Origin of the sequence: Alkanindiges hydrocarboniclasticus (genome assembly GCF_001982605.1) — a bacterium.
In the GTDB taxonomy this organism is placed as follows: domain Bacteria; phylum Pseudomonadota; class Gammaproteobacteria; order Pseudomonadales; family Moraxellaceae; genus Alkanindiges; species Alkanindiges hydrocarboniclasticus.
Window position 1 is genome coordinate 58163 of sequence record NZ_MLCN01000028.1, and the last position, 14905, is coordinate 73067.

Consider the following 14905-nt stretch of genomic DNA (forward strand, 5'->3'; position numbering starts at 1 on the left):
ATATAGTCTTAAACCACATCAAAATTACGCAGGATTTCCATCCATTCAGTATCATCTGCCATAGGGACTGTACCCAGCGCTTCTTTTAAGCTGTTAAAGGATTTGGCCTGCCATGATGGGGCTAAATCCTTATCCACTAAACGTGCGCGCACCCCTTCTATAAAATCAGGATGCAGTGTTTTCCACTCAGCCAAGGTTTTTTCCAGTTCAAAAACACGCGACCATGCCGGTGCAGTTTTACCCCATTGCCACAATAACCATGTCAATGCAGCAGTAGATGGTGAGCCTTTGGCCAGATTCTCACCCGCCTGACGCAGCCAGTCACTACGGGCTTCCATCAGGCTGGTAATGGCCTGATAATCCTGCATAAAATTCTGGCCACGACACACACTATGAATCACATCCAGTGAATCCTGTAATGGACCAGCAGACAATGGACGATGCAATGCATCCAGAGTGTCATCTATAGCGCGGAAAGAACCCGCCGGATAAGCATTCCAGTCAATCTGGGTAAGCCGGGCCAGTACTTCCTCACGGGTTTCACCACTAATGTGTGTGGCCCAACCAATGGTATATGCGCCTGAAGCACTCATGATAGAGCCAGTCAGACCCAGAAACAGGCCAATCGCTCCGCGCTCTGCCAGAAAACGGGTTGCCCCTACATCCGGATACAGGCCAATATTGATTTCAGGCATGGCCAAGCGTGAATATGGTGTAACCAGTCTAAATGGTGCAGCCATAAACAACCCCATTCCCCCACCCATGACATAGCCTTCACCCCAGACCACGACAGGCTTGGGATACTGATGCAATGCCAGATCCAGCGCATATTCTTCCTTAAAAAAATTGTGCGCTATATTACTTTCATCATTAATGATGAGCTGGCGTAACTTGCGTACATCACCACCGGCACAAAATGCTTTTGGAGTAGTGCTATCCAGCCAGATTGCTGTAGTTTGCTCATCTGTTTTTAAAGTTGCAAAGACATCAAACAATGCCTTGGCCAATGCTTCATCAAGGGCATGCAAGGATTTTGGACGATTCAGGCGTACCAGTGTCCAGCCATTGCCCATACGTTCTACAATTAGGTCTGGATGCTCAGTTAAATTTGTCATTTGTTGATTACTCATTCGTCCAATTGCCATTGTATAGGTGCTTTTCCATGCTCGGTCAAATACTGGTTTGTTTTTGAAAATACCTTGCAGCCAAAAAAGCCACCCCGATTGGCAGCCAGTGGCGATGGATGGGCTGCCTTTAGAATTAAATGTTTACTGCTATCAATACGCTTGCCCTTACGCTGGGCATAAGCACCCCACAGGATAAATACCGTATGCTCGGTTTTTTCATTGATCACATCAATCACACGATCGGTAAAATCTTCCCAACCCTTGTTTTGGTGAGAGGTTGGTGCTCCAGCATTTACGGTTAGTACACTATTAAGCAGTAATACACCCTGACGTGCCCAGTTAGACAAATCACCATGTCTGGCTGGTGGTATACCCAAATCGTTATACAGTTCCTGATAAATATTTTTTAAGGAGGGTGGCAAGGGTACGCCGCGCTGCACAGAAAATGACATGCCATTGGCCTGATTAGGGCCATGATAGGGGTCTTGCCCCAGGATCACTACCTTGACATCATTAAGTGGTGTGGTGTTCAGGGCATTAAAAATTAAAGGGCTGGGCGGATAAATAACCTGCTTTTCCTGTTTCTGTGTTGACAGAAAATCACGCAGCTGGGTCATGGTGTCGCTAATCAGAATATCAGTAAGAGGCTGCTTCCAGCTAGGATCAAGCTTTACCCGGTCCAGTATGGTCTCTTCCTGATTCACCGCCATCTTCCTTTTACTCCAATGATTTTCAACACAAATGCAGTGCTTTTTTAAACACTATAATTATACCTATAAACCAAGCTTAATAGGCTTAAAGCCCCTGAAAATACCGCTCTATTGTTATTTTTTGTTCATTAAACAGTCATTAAAAAATTGATCTGCATGGATATTAGCGTTTTTTCTATCAATTATCAGTAAATATGTAGGATAAATATATCTTTATAATCGTAAAATGGTAGCACTGGACTGTGGGCTGTGACTTTTGAAGAATTCAATTAATCCTAAACTACGTCATTTACTGTCAAATCTGGGGGTCAGTTTTAATCAGATTAAGCCAAAAGAACAGGTGTTTAGTGCTGTAGGGGCTTTTCTGGGTTTGCTCCTTTCATCGTTGGTCAGTCATCTGATCTTGGGTTCGGTTAATCCATGGTTTGTTGCCCCGATGGGCGCTTCAGCTGTTTTGTTATTTGCTGTTCCTGCCAGTCCCCTAGCCCAGCCCTGGTCGATTCTGGGGGGTAATCTGGTGGCTAGCCTGATCGGGGTTTGGGCAGCCCATACCTTTTTAGATATTAATGTAGCTTTAAGCATTGCAGTATCACTGGCAATTTTTGTAATGATTAGCCTGCGCTGCCTGCACCCACCCAGTGGCGCTATTGCCATGACTGCTGTGGTAGGCGGCCCGGCTATTTATGATCTGGGCTATAGTTTTGCCTTATGGCCAGTGGCAATTAACTCGGCACTAATGGTAATTGCTGCCCTGCTATTTAATAATCTTGTGGGTCGCCGCTATCCACATCCATCTACCCAGCAGGACATAAAAACCCATGTGACCAATCCGCTGCCCAGTGACCGTTTGGGCGTAACCTCTGAAGATTTCCAGCAGGTAATGAACAAGCATGCTGAACTGCTTGATATTAATGCCAGCGACTTAAAAGAACTGATGTTTGAAGCGCAACAGCAAGCCTATCAGCGTATTACGGGTAATGTGCGCTGTATAGACATTATGACTAAAAATGTCTTATCCCTAAAAGCAGATGATTCGCTGGTGACTGCCCTATCCCTGTTTGAACAAAATAACCTGATGAGCCTGCCAGTGCTTAATGAAAAGCACCAACTGGTAGGAACCCTTTCGGTTTATCATTTAATGCAAATTTACGATGGCTATGTGGGGTTTAGAACCCATCTGGACGGCCCTGCCCAGTTTGTTTATCAGGTAATGGAACGCAAGGTATTTACGGTCAAGGCTGACCAGCCCCTAAGTGACCTGATTCCCTTTTTTACCGACAAAGGTTTTCATTATCTGCCGGTAGTGGGGGCTGAGCGTACATTGGAGGGTATTATTGGCCGTGCTGATGTAATTGCTGCTTTGTTTGAATTGCAGGTTAGTGGTTAATAGTATGAATTTGAATAAGTGAAATAAGAGATTAAGTTTAAAATTTACACTAGGATATTATGTTAGTAATTAAATTTACCGCTAAATAATTACAGTTTTTTAAGGAAGTTGAATAGAACTAATTTCTCATAAATAGATAAAATGCTTAATTATTGAATTAAGCATTTACGATGACTTGGGGCGTCACTTCCGGATTTAAAAAGCTAATGCCTTGTTTGAGTTGCTCATACATCTGTGGATTAGCCCATTCCTGCTGAACCTGCTCAGAGAATTCAATATCATTAAGGCTTAAAAGGCCCATTTGTGAATTTGCGATGTCTTCGCGGAAACACTGGGCATAACCAGTAGCAGTTTCATGCACAATCACAGAATGCACCTGAACATCACCTTCCCCATTCTGGGTAGTGGTTTGTTGTAGAACCTGATCTGCCAAAAAAAAGAAAACACGGGAAAACTGCTCTGCGGAGGGTGACACTGGCAAGCTGATCCAGCGGGCACTATAGGTTTTGCAGGCATCAATATAGCCTGCGTCATCCTGGCTCCAGAAACAGATGGCATGGTCAAAGCTATCGATTAAATCCTTAATCACGCCCTTTAATAAACCAAAGTCATAAACCATCTGGCCATGATCAAGTCGGTTGGCAGACAAAATTAGCTCTACCTGATAGCTATGACCATGAATGGAACGACGGCAACGGTCTGAAGTACAGTTGCGCACGATATGGGCATTTTCAAACTTAAAAAGTTTGCGGATAAGCATTGTTGTTAATCCTGTGATTCACTTGCAAGAAGCCTGATGATTATAAGTTAATTTTGGCAGTTATGCGCAGCGATTCATGAAGGCTTTGTAGCCCATATTTTTCACGTACTTGTCTCATCGCAAGCTCACACTTAAAACCAGTCATGAATTACTGCGGCATGGCCTGTTGCAAAAGCTCCAATACATTTTGGCTACTGCTGGCAAGCGCTGCAATAGGCATTTGATGGCGCTGGTATGCCATGACTTGCTCACCCTGACGATACAGGTTACTGGTGAGATAACGCTTGCGACCTGACAGGCTTACAATAATCTGGGCCTCGAAAAATTCACTTTGAATAGCTAACAGACGGTCGAGGTTTTCTGGCTTTTTATCGAGTTTAAAGGCAGGGTCTGTCCATAATTTTCCAATCTGATCAAGATACTGCATGCCACGGTCGCGCTGGTTGACCCACTCCTGTACCTGATTTAACTGCAAGTCGTCGCTAAGCGCGCTAAGCAGCACTGCCGATGCAGTATTGACATTGATGGGACTAAAATATGGCACTGCGGTGATATAAGGTGCAATCAGGTTATAGCTGCGCTGGTCAAAACCACGTACCTGCCGTAACTCTTCCACCTGCATAAAGGGTCGATTGGCAGCCACATACCCCGGTTGCTGGCCAAGATAAAAGCTGTCTTCTGCACCCATGGAGCCTGTTACCGTGTCATCCGGATCTTGCCAGTCCATTACACTTTCAGCCAGCTCTGCCGGAAGGCCCACCCGCTTGAGCAATCGGCCAAAAAGCTCAAAAGCTTCTTTGTCAGGGATTCCATCATGATAAAGGTTATTCAGGTTAAAGCGTGACGACTGATCCAGCAGCCGGCCGGTTACCATGCCATCTTCCACCGGAAAAGGTGGTAGCGGTTGCGCCCACTGTTCACTCAGGTTGTCATTGTTTTTGCTATTTTTCGCGTCATTGATTAAAAGCTCGGATAAAAAATATTCGCCAGATTTGGCATAAATCCAGGCCTGATCCTGCCTTAGCAAAATACTGCCTTCCCGAAGCATGCGCTGCTGCTGGTTTAGAATACCCATTGCCATGATACTGGCAATAACTACCATAAAAAGGATGGTCAGTAAGGCAACACCGCGCTGGTTATTCACGTTATTCCTGATCCTTAATCGCTGGTAACTTAGTCATTACTGGCCTGAATTCCACTGTTAATATCATCATTTTGCGAATTGTCCTGCTGGCCAGATTGCCCGTTATCTGCTCCCTTATTGGCACTGGTATTTGTTGCTACGGGTTCAGGCAATTTTTTAACCAAACTAAAGCGCCATAGAATTGGCCGGTCATTAATTGTAAATTGCAATTGAATGCCCTGTGGCAAGCGGCTATCGCCCTGAGGTACTTTACTCGTATCCGTTTCTGCCAGATTATTAACAGGTGGCCAGAAATCTGCCGGTGCTGGCTCCAGGGCTTGCACACTAAAATTGCTAATGTCACTCAACAGTACGCTAGTAGGCGGCGTCTGGGATCGTACCTGATCCGGGTTACGATAGCTGGTCCGGGTTAGGCGTTGCTGGCCAGCATCGTATTGATAGCTTACCCGCTCAATGCTGCTGGTACTGCGCATAGTGGGGTCAAATGCACCCATACGCGTAAAGGTAATTTTATTGTCGGCAATAATCAGGGCCGGTTCTGTGGTTGCAGACTGTCGTGCCGGACGGGCCGCAAGCTGGCTAAAATCACGCAGCATGAGGGTATAGCTGCTTTGTAAGGTCGATAGACGCTGGGTATGAATCTGGTTGCGCTCACGCACTTTGATTAATGCATCAAATACCTTCCAGCCAGCCAATGCCAGTACTGCAAAAATGGCCAGGGCTACCAGCACCTCAATCAGGGTAAACCCGTGCACCTGTTTGCGAACTTGATGCAACTTCTTTTGATGCAACTGATAATGCGATGGAAAAGACTGCATAAAACGCCGCGTGCCTGATTTCATAAACCTGATCTTTTAATTTTGGCTATAAGCAACGGGACGCTGCAAAAACGCCACAATGCTGGTTACTGAAGTAGGTTGTTGTCCCTCATCACTCATTGGCGCTACCCGGATTTCTATACGACGTACACTTTCACTAATCGTATTATAAACCTGATGGGATACCAGCCAGCGCTGGCCTTGCTCATCGACTGTTTTTTCACCGGTGCCTTCAGGCCATGCCCCATTGATTTCCAGTTCAGCCAGTTCATTCATGGCCACAAAATGGGCAAACGTCCGTTCATTCATCTGCCCAATACTTTGCGTATAATTCATGCCAATTTTCGTCACTGCAATGGCTGCTACCGCAAAAATAGCCAATGCCACCATGACTTCCAGCAAGGTAAAACCATGCGTCTTAATCTTGGTTCTAGCCAGAGAAGGACGAGATCCAGTAGATATTAAAGTGGGAATAGGTTTCATCAACTACCCTGCTCAGTGTCAGATACCATACCGGCACTGTTAATATAAATGGGGCTACCAACGGGCTGATTATTAAAGATCAATTGCAGGCGCGCCGGTTTGACTTCGCCATTGCCGAACCAGATCAAATCCGGTGATTGTTGATCCAGTAAACCTTCGGGGCCATTAACCTGCTGCGAGTTATCCAGACTTCGAATCTGTAAAACAGCATTTTCATTTAAACTACGAACCTTAAAAGCATCAACCGGCTGCCATAGTGGCTTTTTTTCCTGCCTAACCATAGCCTGCCCAGTTTGCTGGTCGATTTGTGGCGGCTGATATTCTGCAAAAAAATAACCAGCAGGATCACTCACGGTTGGCGCGGTGGTAATCAGGGCAAAAATACGTGCCTGATCATTAGCTTCCAGCCGCACGACATTCAGGTCATTAACCAGCTGGTCACGTTGCTGCATAAGCTTGCGTTGCTCAACACCGCTAATGGAAATAACCACCAATCCGGCAAAAATGCTCATAATTACAATCACCAGCATCAGCTCAATCAGGGTAAATCCCTGCTGGGCATGGTCATGATTAACGGTTATGGGCGTTGCACGCATAGCTTGCGATACTCGAATTTTTTTAATGTAATGGACTAATAAGCTTAAATTATCGCCTGTTTAACCCATGCTTGAGTTAAACAGGGTTTTCTATCCTAAAATATTCTAGCCACTAGCTGGTTTTAACCTGTTTAAACTGCTGTGGCATTGCCAGCATCTGGTCAATAACAGCCACCCGGAATGTATCACGTGACCCCAGATAACGCTGGTAAAAACTGGAATTTAGCATGGATGCTGCGCCCTGGGTGATTGACCAGATCGCTGCCAGATAATCACGGACTGGCATGCTGCTATTAATGCCTTTTAAATAATTATCGGTTATACCAATAATCAGGCGCAGGCGCTGCTTGCGAATACGGTATAACTGGTTAAATAAAATACCTAAGCCCTGAGCACCAGCAGACAGGCGCTCCTCAATCTGGTGAAACAGCACTGTGCGCTCTGGATGATGCAAATGATGCAACATATAAAATACCAGCCGGGCCTGAAAATCGCCCTGATTATCCCGCACCATGTCCAGTAAAGCCTGCTCATTGCGGATAATCAGTAAGAGGTACAATTCATCCTTGCTCTGGAAATGCTTGTACAGCGTGCCTTTGGCCAGATCAAGCTCCAGCGCCAGTGCATCCAGCGTCATGCCCATTTCACCGCTTTCCAGTAACAGTCGCTCTGCCACATCAAAAATCAGTGCTTCACGGGCGCGGAACTGTGCTTGCCGATCCATTGCATCTGCTCCTTAAATTTTCTGCGCGGTGGCGATAGTAGAATGGGTGGCCAGCAACTGTTCAAAATTGTGGCTGGTCAGCCGGCCCAGTTCTTCCTGACTGATTCCGTAAACATCAGCCAGCGCCCGGGCTACAAAAGGCAAATACAGCGGTTCATTAGGCTTGCTGCGATACGGCATAGGGGCCAGATATGGGCTGTCAGTTTCAATCAGTACCCGATCGCGTGGCACTTGTCTGGCAACGTCCCGCAAGGACTGGGCATTTTTAAAACTGATAATACCGGAAAAAGAAATATAATAGCCCAGATCCAAGGCAGCCTTGGCGGTATCCCAGTCTTCAGTAAAACAATGCAAAATACCATGGCTGGCCTGCTCGGCACGCATGAGATCAATCGTTTCGTGCTTGGCACTACGGGTATGCACAATTACCGGTTTACCCACCTGCTTACCCACTTCAATATGTCGTGCAAAACAGTCTTTCTGGGCCGGAATGTGCTCGGTACTATGATAAAAATCAAGCCCGGTTTCACCAATCGCCCAAACTTTGGGGTCCTGTGCCAGCTGGCACAGGTGCTCTACACTGGCCCGGGACATCATCGCCGGGTCTTCACACGGATGCACCCCTACACTGTACCCAACATCTGCATGCGCATTAGCAATGCCAGCAAGTGCCGGGCAATCATCAAGGTCCACTGCAACTGCCAGAAAGCGGCTGACCCCGGCTTCCCGGGCTGCCTGAAGGGCACGGTTGAGATCGCCATTATAGGGGCTTAAGTCCAGACGGTTTAAATGACAGTGTGAATCAGTATACAACGTGGTTTTTTCCGTAATTTGGGTTTAGACGCTATGCTTTGGCAAAGATTATAGGGTAAATGTGGGATTAGCTGAACTCAGCTTGCCAACCAGCAATTTTTCTGCTGCATTTTTAAACTTAATCCCTTCTTCACCCAATAGCTGAATGGCAAAACCAGCAGGCCGCGTACCAGAAGCACGGTGGGAAATCCAGATGACCTTACCAGTTAATGGAATACGCTCAGAGGATTCTGGCAGGCTGGTGACTACAAATACATCATCTCCCAGTACGACAGGACGATTACTGGGAATAAAAAGACCGCCACCCAGCACAAAGGGCATATAACAGGACTGTAAATTGGAAATTTCGCGGATTGGAAAATTAATAATCCCGCCTGGACGTGGTGGTTGCATTATCACTCCTTTTGAAAATGTTTAGACCACTTATGCATAAGCGCATCAATCATGTAAATTCATGAGCTGCATCATTAAGGTATCATATACCAAACTGGATTGAATATTCTGGGTTTGGCCGTGAATTGCGCTTAAAATTTGTTGTTGCAGGTTAAATAATTGCTCAATATTTATATTTTTGATTACTGATGTAAAGTTTAAATCAATCTGTCGCACAGGCTGGTTTAAGTGTGTGGCAATGGCATCCCGAATCATCCATTGCAGCAGGTTTAACCATTCTGTCAAACTTAGCCGTTTTTGCCAGTTGCCTGACAGTGTCACTGGTGATAACCGTCTTTCAAGCAATTTTTGCCAATCGTTAAGCCAGTCCTGCCGGGCCAGAAATGCTGGCTGTTCTGCCATATCCAATGCTGCCAATGGCGCACCATTACTGATATTTAACAATAACTGGCTTTGTTCCATACTAAAGCTGCCCCGGCTATTCAGGTAGTCCAGTGCTTGCTGATGACTAACCTCACCCACCCGATATTGCTGCAAGCGACTACGGATAGTGGCTGGGAGCTGTAATGGCTGATCACTGACCAGGATCAGGGTAACCTGTTCACCCGGTTCTTCCAGTGTTTTTAGCAAGGCATTGGCAGCAGCAATATTCAAACTTTCAGCAGGCTCAATAATAATAACGCGCCAACCCTTGCCAGTTTGCTGTACAAAAGGCATTAGCTCACGAATCTGGTCGATCTTGATAAATTGGCTAACCTTACCCTTATTGTCCACTTCAGGTGAAATACGCAACAGGCTTGGATGGGTATCAGCCTTTAGCCACTGACAGCTAGGACATTCACCACAGGCTTGCTGCGGACTACGGTTCAGGCACAGTAACCAGGCTGCGAGCTGATCAGCAAATGGACGCTTGCCTGTACCCGGCATGCCACTTAATAAGATGGCATGCGGTATTTTGGGAAAACGTGAAACCAGCCGCTGCCATGATTGCTGCTGCCAAGGCAAATGCGGCGTAAAGTAATGCTGTTCTCCACGTGGTGAGCCAGTCGCTGGATAAGCCTGCGTATTTTTAGCCATAAATAGAAACTAATATCACTGAAAAATAATATATTGCTTAGGCAAAAGCCGAAATGTCCAGTGCGCGCAAACGTTCCAGATCTTCTGGCGTATCCACTCCCGCGGGTAATGAAACCTCTGCCGTTGCAATGGCAATCCGTCGGCCATTTTCCAGCACACGTAATTGCTCAAGGCTTTCCAGTTGTTCCAGTTGACCCATCGGCCAGCTAACAAAGTCCTGTAATAAAGCCACCCGATAGGCATATAAACCCAGATGACGCATGGCCTGCGCAGGAACAGTTGTAATTCCGTTCGCGAAGGCATCCCGATCCCAGGGTACTGGCGCACGGCTGAAATATAAGGCTTCATTTTGGGAGGTGGTAACCACTTTGACAATACTGGAACGGGTCAATTCTTCTACAGTATTAATAGGCTCGCATAAAGTGGCCATGGCACAATCCGGCTGTCTTTCCAGCAATGCGGCCACTTGTTGCACCAGTTGTGCTGGCAATAAAGGCTCATCACCCTGTACATTAACTACAATGTCATCACGATTCCAGCCCCGAATATGCGCAACTTCGCTTAAACGGTCTGTGCCTGATGGGTGTTCGGGGCTGGTCATTACCACCTCAATACCAGCCTGCTGGCACACCTGTGCAATTCGCGCATCATCAGTTGCCACGCAAATATCATTGAAGCCTTTAACCTTGCGTGCCTGATCGACCACCCGCAATATCATCGGGCGACCATGAATCTCCAGCAATGGCTTACCGGGCAAACGTGAACTGGCAAAACGGGCAGGAATAACAAGGTGCTTCATGCAGGCTTCTCGCTGTTTTATTCAATAACTAAAAATATGGCTTCCAATAATACTTTAATTGCTATCAGTTAAGTATTTTCCAGATTAGGAATGACAATATTCAGGTCTTTTAATTGCTGTAAGAGTAGCTCATAACAGGCTTTTGAAAGCTGGGCCTGCACTGGCAAAATCCAGATTTGTTTTTCAGGAAGCATGTCGGCAAATTTCTGAATTTTGACTGCATCCTTACTGGTGGTAATTATTGGTAAATCATCAGCAAAATCCAGATCAGATGGCTGGTAGTTATGATGATCCGGAAAAACATGCTCAATGGGTTCAAAACCAAGCTCTTTTAAGCTCTGAAAAAAACGCTGGGGCACACCAATTCCGGCAACGGCATGCACGGTTGTTGCTACTGGCGGCTTAGGTTTTGAACCAAATTTTGATCCATTTTTTGAATGAGTCTCAAGGGAGAGCAAAGCACTGGATTCAAGCTGCATGGTTAAATCAGTTTGTGCCGACTTACCATGTTCAATCACGGTGGCGGTGTTCAGGCGGCTGACTGGCTCACGTAAAAATCCGGCTGGCAGTAATTGCTGGTTTCCCAGCCCCCGATCAACATCCAGAACAATCCACTCCAGATCGCGTTGCAAGGCCAGATGCTGCAAGCCATCATCACTTAAAATCAAATCAGGGGTTGTGTCCTGTAAAATCAGTTCAATGGCCTGTTGCCGGTTTGGACCAACCGCCATAATGACGCCGGTTTGCTGGACAATCAGTACTGGCTCATCACCTACGATATCAGGTGTATCACTATCTTCAACAATACGGGGAAACGGTCCCTGCCCCCCATAGCCACGGCTAATTACGGCGACATTGAGGCCAAAATATTGCAGGAAATTGACCAGCTCAATAATTAGCGGCGTTTTGCCGCTACCACCTACTGTAATATTACCAATAATCATGACCGGCACTGGCGCACGATAGGACTTTAAAATGTCCTGATGATACAGGTAACGCCGGCAATTAATCACTAGCCCATATAGACTGGATAACGGCCGCAACAGATTAAGCCATGCTGACTGCTTGGCCCAAGCCTGAGTAAAGCGCTGTTCAAGCTGCATGACAAAACCTGTTTTTTAAATTAATCATTGGGCAGGCTTTGCACATGTCGCGCTACTATCAATAGTATCACTGTCAATTGCAGGACTAATCTCATGACTTGCTTCTAGACCCGTATCATAACTGCTATCAAAATCGCGCTGATACATCTGGGCATATAAGCCATTTTTGGCCAGTAGCTGTTCATGCTTGCCCACTTCAATAATTCTGCCTTTATCCATCACTACAATACGGTCAGCCTGCTCAATAGTAGACAAGCGATGCGCAATAATAATAGTGGTACGGCACTTCATGGCGTTTTGTAAGGCAGCCTGAATGTAATGTTCGGACTCATTGTCCAGTGCACTGGTGGCTTCATCCAGAATCAGGATTGGTGCATCCTTTAACAAGGCACGCGCAATTGACAAACGCTGGCGCTGTCCGCCTGACAAGCTGTTGCCTTGCGACCCTAAAATGGTGTCATACCCTTGTGGCAATGCCATAATAAAATCATGGGCATAGGCTGCCTTGGCCGCTGCTATAACTTCTTCATCAGTTTTATCGGCCAGTTGCCCATAAGCAATATTTTCACGAACACTACGGTCAAACAGGATTACCTGCTGACTTACGGTGGATACCTGACTACGCAATGCAGACAACTTAATGTCCTCAAGCGCAATGTCATCCAGCATGATTTTGCCTGTGGTCACTGGCTGAAAGCGCTGCAACAAACTCACCAGTGATGTTTTGCCAGCCCCGGAACGCCCAACTAGCGCGACAGTTTCACCTGCATTAATCTGCAGGCTAAAATCCTGAATGGCCATTTTGGCGTCCATATCCTGACCATAGCACAAGCCCACTTTTTCAAAAGCAATTTTTCCGGTCAGTACAGGGGATTGCGTTCCGCTGTCCTGTTCAGATGGCATGTCAATAATGTCAAAAATGGAGTGCGCGGCCGCAAGGCCACGCTGGATTTTTTCATTCACATCAGTCAGCGAACGAATCGGTTTGCTTAGCAAGCCAGCAGCAGTCAGATAAGCCACAAATTCACCAGCGGTGGTATCGCCCAGAATTTCCGGACGTAATGCAATCCAGATGACAATAGCCAGCGCAATAGCCATAAATACCTGAATAATTGGTGTGCTAATACTGGCGGTAATGACCAGTTTTAATCCACGTTTCAGGTTTAACAGTGAAAACCATTCAAAACGCTTGCTTTCAAATTCCTGTCCACCATAGCTTTTGACCACGCTATAACCATTAATGGCTTCTTGCACCACATGGTTCACATCCCCCATGGTGGCCTGCATTTCACTGGACAGCTTGCGCATGCGCTTACTGGCTCTACGCACCAGAAAGCCTATCACCGGCGCGACAATCAACAACGACAATGACAAGCGCCAGTTGGTATAAAACAGATAGCCCAGCAGCCCCATCACCACGAGGCCATCGCGCACAATGGTCTGGGTGGCTTCAGTAGATGCTGCCGTAACCTGCTCCACGTTGTACAAAATTTTTGAGGTAATATGGCCGGTTGAATTTTCAATATAGTAGCTTGGCGGCAATTGCAGGAATTTGTTAAACACTTCCTTACGCAGGTTAAATACCAGTCCGCGTGAAATATAAGCCAGAAAGTAGCTACCCATCACCGAGCCAATGCCGCGGACAAAAATCAGCAGCACAACCAGAAAAGGAAACAGGTTGCGTGCGGAATGATCATTATTATTAATGGCATCAATAATAAACTTGATCAGCCGGGCAACGGAGACCTCTGTTGCCGCATTGATGGCAAAACCAATGACAACCAGCACCCCTGCCCACCAGTAGCCTTTTAAATACGACAGTAACCGTAAATAAACCTTAAAGTCCTTTGCTTTGGAAGCATCTGCCTGATTCACTAGGACTGACCTCGATGTGGCACACGTGTGCTGATATTCAAATTAACAAAACCCAGCTTGCCGGCAATATCCATCACCTGCACCACTGACTGATGGCTGGCCTTGCCATCGGCTGCAATGGTAAATGGCAGGTTACGCGCATTACCTGCCGCCTGCCGGATTGCAGCCATTAACTCTGCTTCGTTATTGCTGCTCAAACTTAAGCCATTCACCAGATATTCCCCATTGGGCTTGACCACCACTTCAATTTTCTGCTGACGGTTATCCGGTGGCACACCAGATGCTTCAGGCAACACCAGATTCAGCCTGCTGTATTGGTTAAAAGTGGTTGAAACCAGCAAAAACACCAGCAAAAACAGTAAGCAATCAATCATTGGAGTAAGATTTAGCTCAATAGGCTCAATCTTGGGCTTACGAAGCTTCATAGTGAAGCCCTTGATCCGGATGCTGCAAGTGATCATTGACACTCAGGTGCGATGGCTTGACTTCACTGTAAAACAGGATGTTGATAAGCTGGTTGCCTTGTGTTTCAAGTTGCATGGCAATATCAACAATTTTGCGCTGGAAATAACGATAGGCGATTAAAGCCGGAATCGCAACCACCATGCCTGCTGCGGTAGTAATTAATGCCTGTGAAATCCCGGCGGCCAGCATGGCTGGATCAGTGACACCGCCTGCATTAACCGCCATAAACGATTCAATAATACCAATCACTGTACCCAGTAAACCCAGCAACGGCGCAACAGCACCAATAGTTCCCAGAAAATTCAGGTTTTTTTCAAGCAAATGCACCAGCTCATTGGCCCGGGTTTGCATCTGGTTTTCGGTGAAATTAAAGCCATGCGGCTGACTTTCAATACCGGTAGCCAGAATATCGCCCAGAACACTGTGCTGTTTAAGCTGAAGCAATGCTTGCGTGCTTAAAGAACCACTACGCAATTGCTTGCTGATCTGGCTGGTCAAACTGGCCGGAGCAATTTTTTGCATGCGCAGGCGAATTGCACGCTCGATAATAATAGCGCACATGGCAATTGAACAAATTACCAGTGGCAGCATTAACCATCCGCCTGCCTTTACCATTTCCCACATGACAATA

General features: G+C 46.4%; 16 protein-coding genes and 1 pseudogene. 1 reads left to right on the forward strand and 16 read right to left on the reverse strand.

What is annotated here, in order from left to right:
- Window positions 1–8 precede the first annotated feature (8 nt).
- Together BKE30_RS10815 and ung are read right to left on the reverse strand one after the other, a co-directional pair.
- Window positions 9–1130 carry an enoyl-CoA hydratase/isomerase family protein gene (locus tag BKE30_RS10815; RefSeq protein WP_076878598.1) on the reverse strand — a complete coding sequence of 374 codons (1122 nt, stop codon included), beginning with the start codon at window positions 1128–1130 and terminating at the stop codon, window positions 9–11.
- On the reverse strand, window positions 1127–1837 hold the full coding sequence (gene ung / locus BKE30_RS10820) for a uracil-DNA glycosylase (protein WP_076878599.1): 711 nt from the start codon (window positions 1835–1837) through the stop codon (window positions 1127–1129). The genes BKE30_RS10815 and ung overlap by 4 nt, the downstream gene beginning before the upstream one ends.
- A gap of 256 nt (window positions 1838–2093) precedes the next feature.
- Here ung and BKE30_RS10825 point away from each other — a divergent pair, with 256 nt between their 5' ends.
- On the forward strand, window positions 2094–3224 hold the full coding sequence (locus BKE30_RS10825; protein WP_083698541.1) for an HPP family protein: 1131 nt from the start codon (window positions 2094–2096) through the stop codon (window positions 3222–3224).
- Window positions 3225–3381: 157 nt separating this feature from the next.
- Here the strand turns inward: BKE30_RS10825 and BKE30_RS10830 are convergent, their stop codons facing one another.
- From BKE30_RS10830 to BKE30_RS10895, 14 genes and pseudogenes are all read right to left on the reverse strand, one after another.
- Window positions 3382–3984, reverse strand: coding sequence for a 6-pyruvoyl trahydropterin synthase family protein (locus BKE30_RS10830; RefSeq protein WP_076878600.1), 603 nt, complete (start codon window positions 3982–3984; stop codon window positions 3382–3384).
- 148 nt (window positions 3985–4132) lie between these two features.
- Window positions 4133–5128 (reverse strand): type II secretion system minor pseudopilin GspK, encoded by a 996-nt coding sequence (gene gspK / locus BKE30_RS10835; protein WP_076878601.1) that lies wholly within the window; start codon window positions 5126–5128, stop codon window positions 4133–4135.
- Window positions 5129–5157: 29 nt separating this feature from the next.
- On the reverse strand, window positions 5158–5970 hold the full coding sequence (gene gspJ, locus BKE30_RS10840) for a type II secretion system minor pseudopilin GspJ (RefSeq protein ID WP_076878602.1): 813 nt from the start codon (window positions 5968–5970) through the stop codon (window positions 5158–5160).
- Between the two features lie 12 nt (window positions 5971–5982).
- Window positions 5983–6429 carry a type II secretion system minor pseudopilin GspI gene (gspI, locus tag BKE30_RS10845; RefSeq protein ID WP_076878603.1) on the reverse strand — a complete coding sequence of 149 codons (447 nt, stop codon included), beginning with the start codon at window positions 6427–6429 and terminating at the stop codon, window positions 5983–5985.
- Window positions 6429–7025, reverse strand: coding sequence for a pilus assembly FimT family protein (locus BKE30_RS10850; RefSeq protein ID WP_076878604.1), 597 nt, complete (start codon window positions 7023–7025; stop codon window positions 6429–6431). Before BKE30_RS10850 ends, gspI begins: the two co-directional genes overlap by 1 nt.
- 112 nt (window positions 7026–7137) lie before the next feature.
- A complete protein-coding gene (locus BKE30_RS10855; protein ID WP_076878605.1) occupies window positions 7138–7749 on the reverse strand; it encodes a TetR/AcrR family transcriptional regulator in 612 nt (203 codons plus the stop codon).
- Window positions 7750–7761: 12 nt separating this feature from the next.
- Entirely contained in the window at window positions 7762–8562 is an 801-nt protein-coding gene (locus tag BKE30_RS10860; RefSeq protein ID WP_076878606.1) for a TatD family hydrolase, read from the reverse strand.
- 48 nt (window positions 8563–8610) lie between these two features.
- Window positions 8611–8955 (reverse strand): PilZ domain-containing protein, encoded by a 345-nt coding sequence (locus BKE30_RS10865; protein ID WP_076878607.1) that lies wholly within the window; start codon window positions 8953–8955, stop codon window positions 8611–8613.
- A gap of 45 nt (window positions 8956–9000) precedes the next feature.
- A complete protein-coding gene (gene holB / locus BKE30_RS10870) occupies window positions 9001–10032 on the reverse strand; it encodes a DNA polymerase III subunit delta' (RefSeq protein WP_083698542.1) in 1032 nt (343 codons plus the stop codon).
- Window positions 10033–10069: 37 nt separating this feature from the next.
- The gene (gene kdsB / locus BKE30_RS10875; protein WP_076878608.1) at window positions 10070–10831 is read right to left on the reverse strand and encodes a 3-deoxy-manno-octulosonate cytidylyltransferase; all 762 of its coding nucleotides are present in this window, start codon (window positions 10829–10831) and stop codon (window positions 10070–10072) included.
- 68 nt (window positions 10832–10899) lie between these two features.
- Complete coding sequence (lpxK, locus tag BKE30_RS10880; protein ID WP_076878609.1) at window positions 10900–11934, reverse strand: tetraacyldisaccharide 4'-kinase; 1035 nt, start codon at window positions 11932–11934, stop codon at window positions 10900–10902.
- A 126-nt stretch (window positions 11935–12060) separates the two neighbouring features.
- Window positions 12061–13809: pseudogene (gene msbA / locus BKE30_RS10885) on the reverse strand (lipid A export permease/ATP-binding protein MsbA); the annotation flags it as partial.
- Window positions 13809–14234, reverse strand: a complete 426-nt coding sequence (locus BKE30_RS10890; protein ID WP_076878611.1) for an ExbD/TolR family protein — start codon at window positions 14232–14234, stop codon at window positions 13809–13811. The pseudogene msbA and the gene BKE30_RS10890, both read right to left, overlap by 1 nt.
- Window positions 14221–14898, reverse strand: a complete 678-nt coding sequence (locus BKE30_RS10895; protein WP_076878612.1) for a MotA/TolQ/ExbB proton channel family protein — start codon at window positions 14896–14898, stop codon at window positions 14221–14223. Before BKE30_RS10895 ends, BKE30_RS10890 begins: the two co-directional genes overlap by 14 nt.
- Between the last annotated feature and the right edge of the window lie 7 nt (window positions 14899–14905).

Coding starts and splice junctions, on each gene's coding strand:
- BKE30_RS10815 (WP_076878598.1), bottom strand. CDS start 1,130: ATGAGTAATCAACAAATGACAAATTTAACTGAGCATCCAGACCTAATT.
- ung (WP_076878599.1), bottom strand. CDS start 1,837: ATGGCGGTGAATCAGGAAGAGACCATACTGGACCGGGTAAAGCTTGAT.
- BKE30_RS10830 (WP_076878600.1), bottom strand. CDS start 3,984: ATGCTTATCCGCAAACTTTTTAAGTTTGAAAATGCCCATATCGTGCGC.
- gspJ (WP_076878602.1), bottom strand. CDS start 5,970: ATGAAATCAGGCACGCGGCGTTTTATGCAGTCTTTTCCATCGCATTAT.
- gspI (WP_076878603.1), bottom strand. CDS start 6,429: ATGAAACCTATTCCCACTTTAATATCTACTGGATCTCGTCCTTCTCTG.
- BKE30_RS10850 (WP_076878604.1), bottom strand. CDS start 7,025: ATGCGTGCAACGCCCATAACCGTTAATCATGACCATGCCCAGCAGGGA.
- BKE30_RS10855 (WP_076878605.1), bottom strand. CDS start 7,749: ATGGATCGGCAAGCACAGTTCCGCGCCCGTGAAGCACTGATTTTTGAT.
- BKE30_RS10865 (WP_076878607.1), bottom strand. CDS start 8,955: ATGCAACCACCACGTCCAGGCGGGATTATTAATTTTCCAATCCGCGAA.
- holB (WP_083698542.1), bottom strand. CDS start 10,032: ATGGCTAAAAATACGCAGGCTTATCCAGCGACTGGCTCACCACGTGGA.
- kdsB (WP_076878608.1), bottom strand. CDS start 10,831: ATGAAGCACCTTGTTATTCCTGCCCGTTTTGCCAGTTCACGTTTGCCC.
- lpxK (WP_076878609.1), bottom strand. CDS start 11,934: ATGCAGCTTGAACAGCGCTTTACTCAGGCTTGGGCCAAGCAGTCAGCA.
- BKE30_RS10890 (WP_076878611.1), bottom strand. CDS start 14,234: ATGAAGCTTCGTAAGCCCAAGATTGAGCCTATTGAGCTAAATCTTACT.
- BKE30_RS10895 (WP_076878612.1), bottom strand. CDS start 14,898: ATGTGGGAAATGGTAAAGGCAGGCGGATGGTTAATGCTGCCACTGGTA.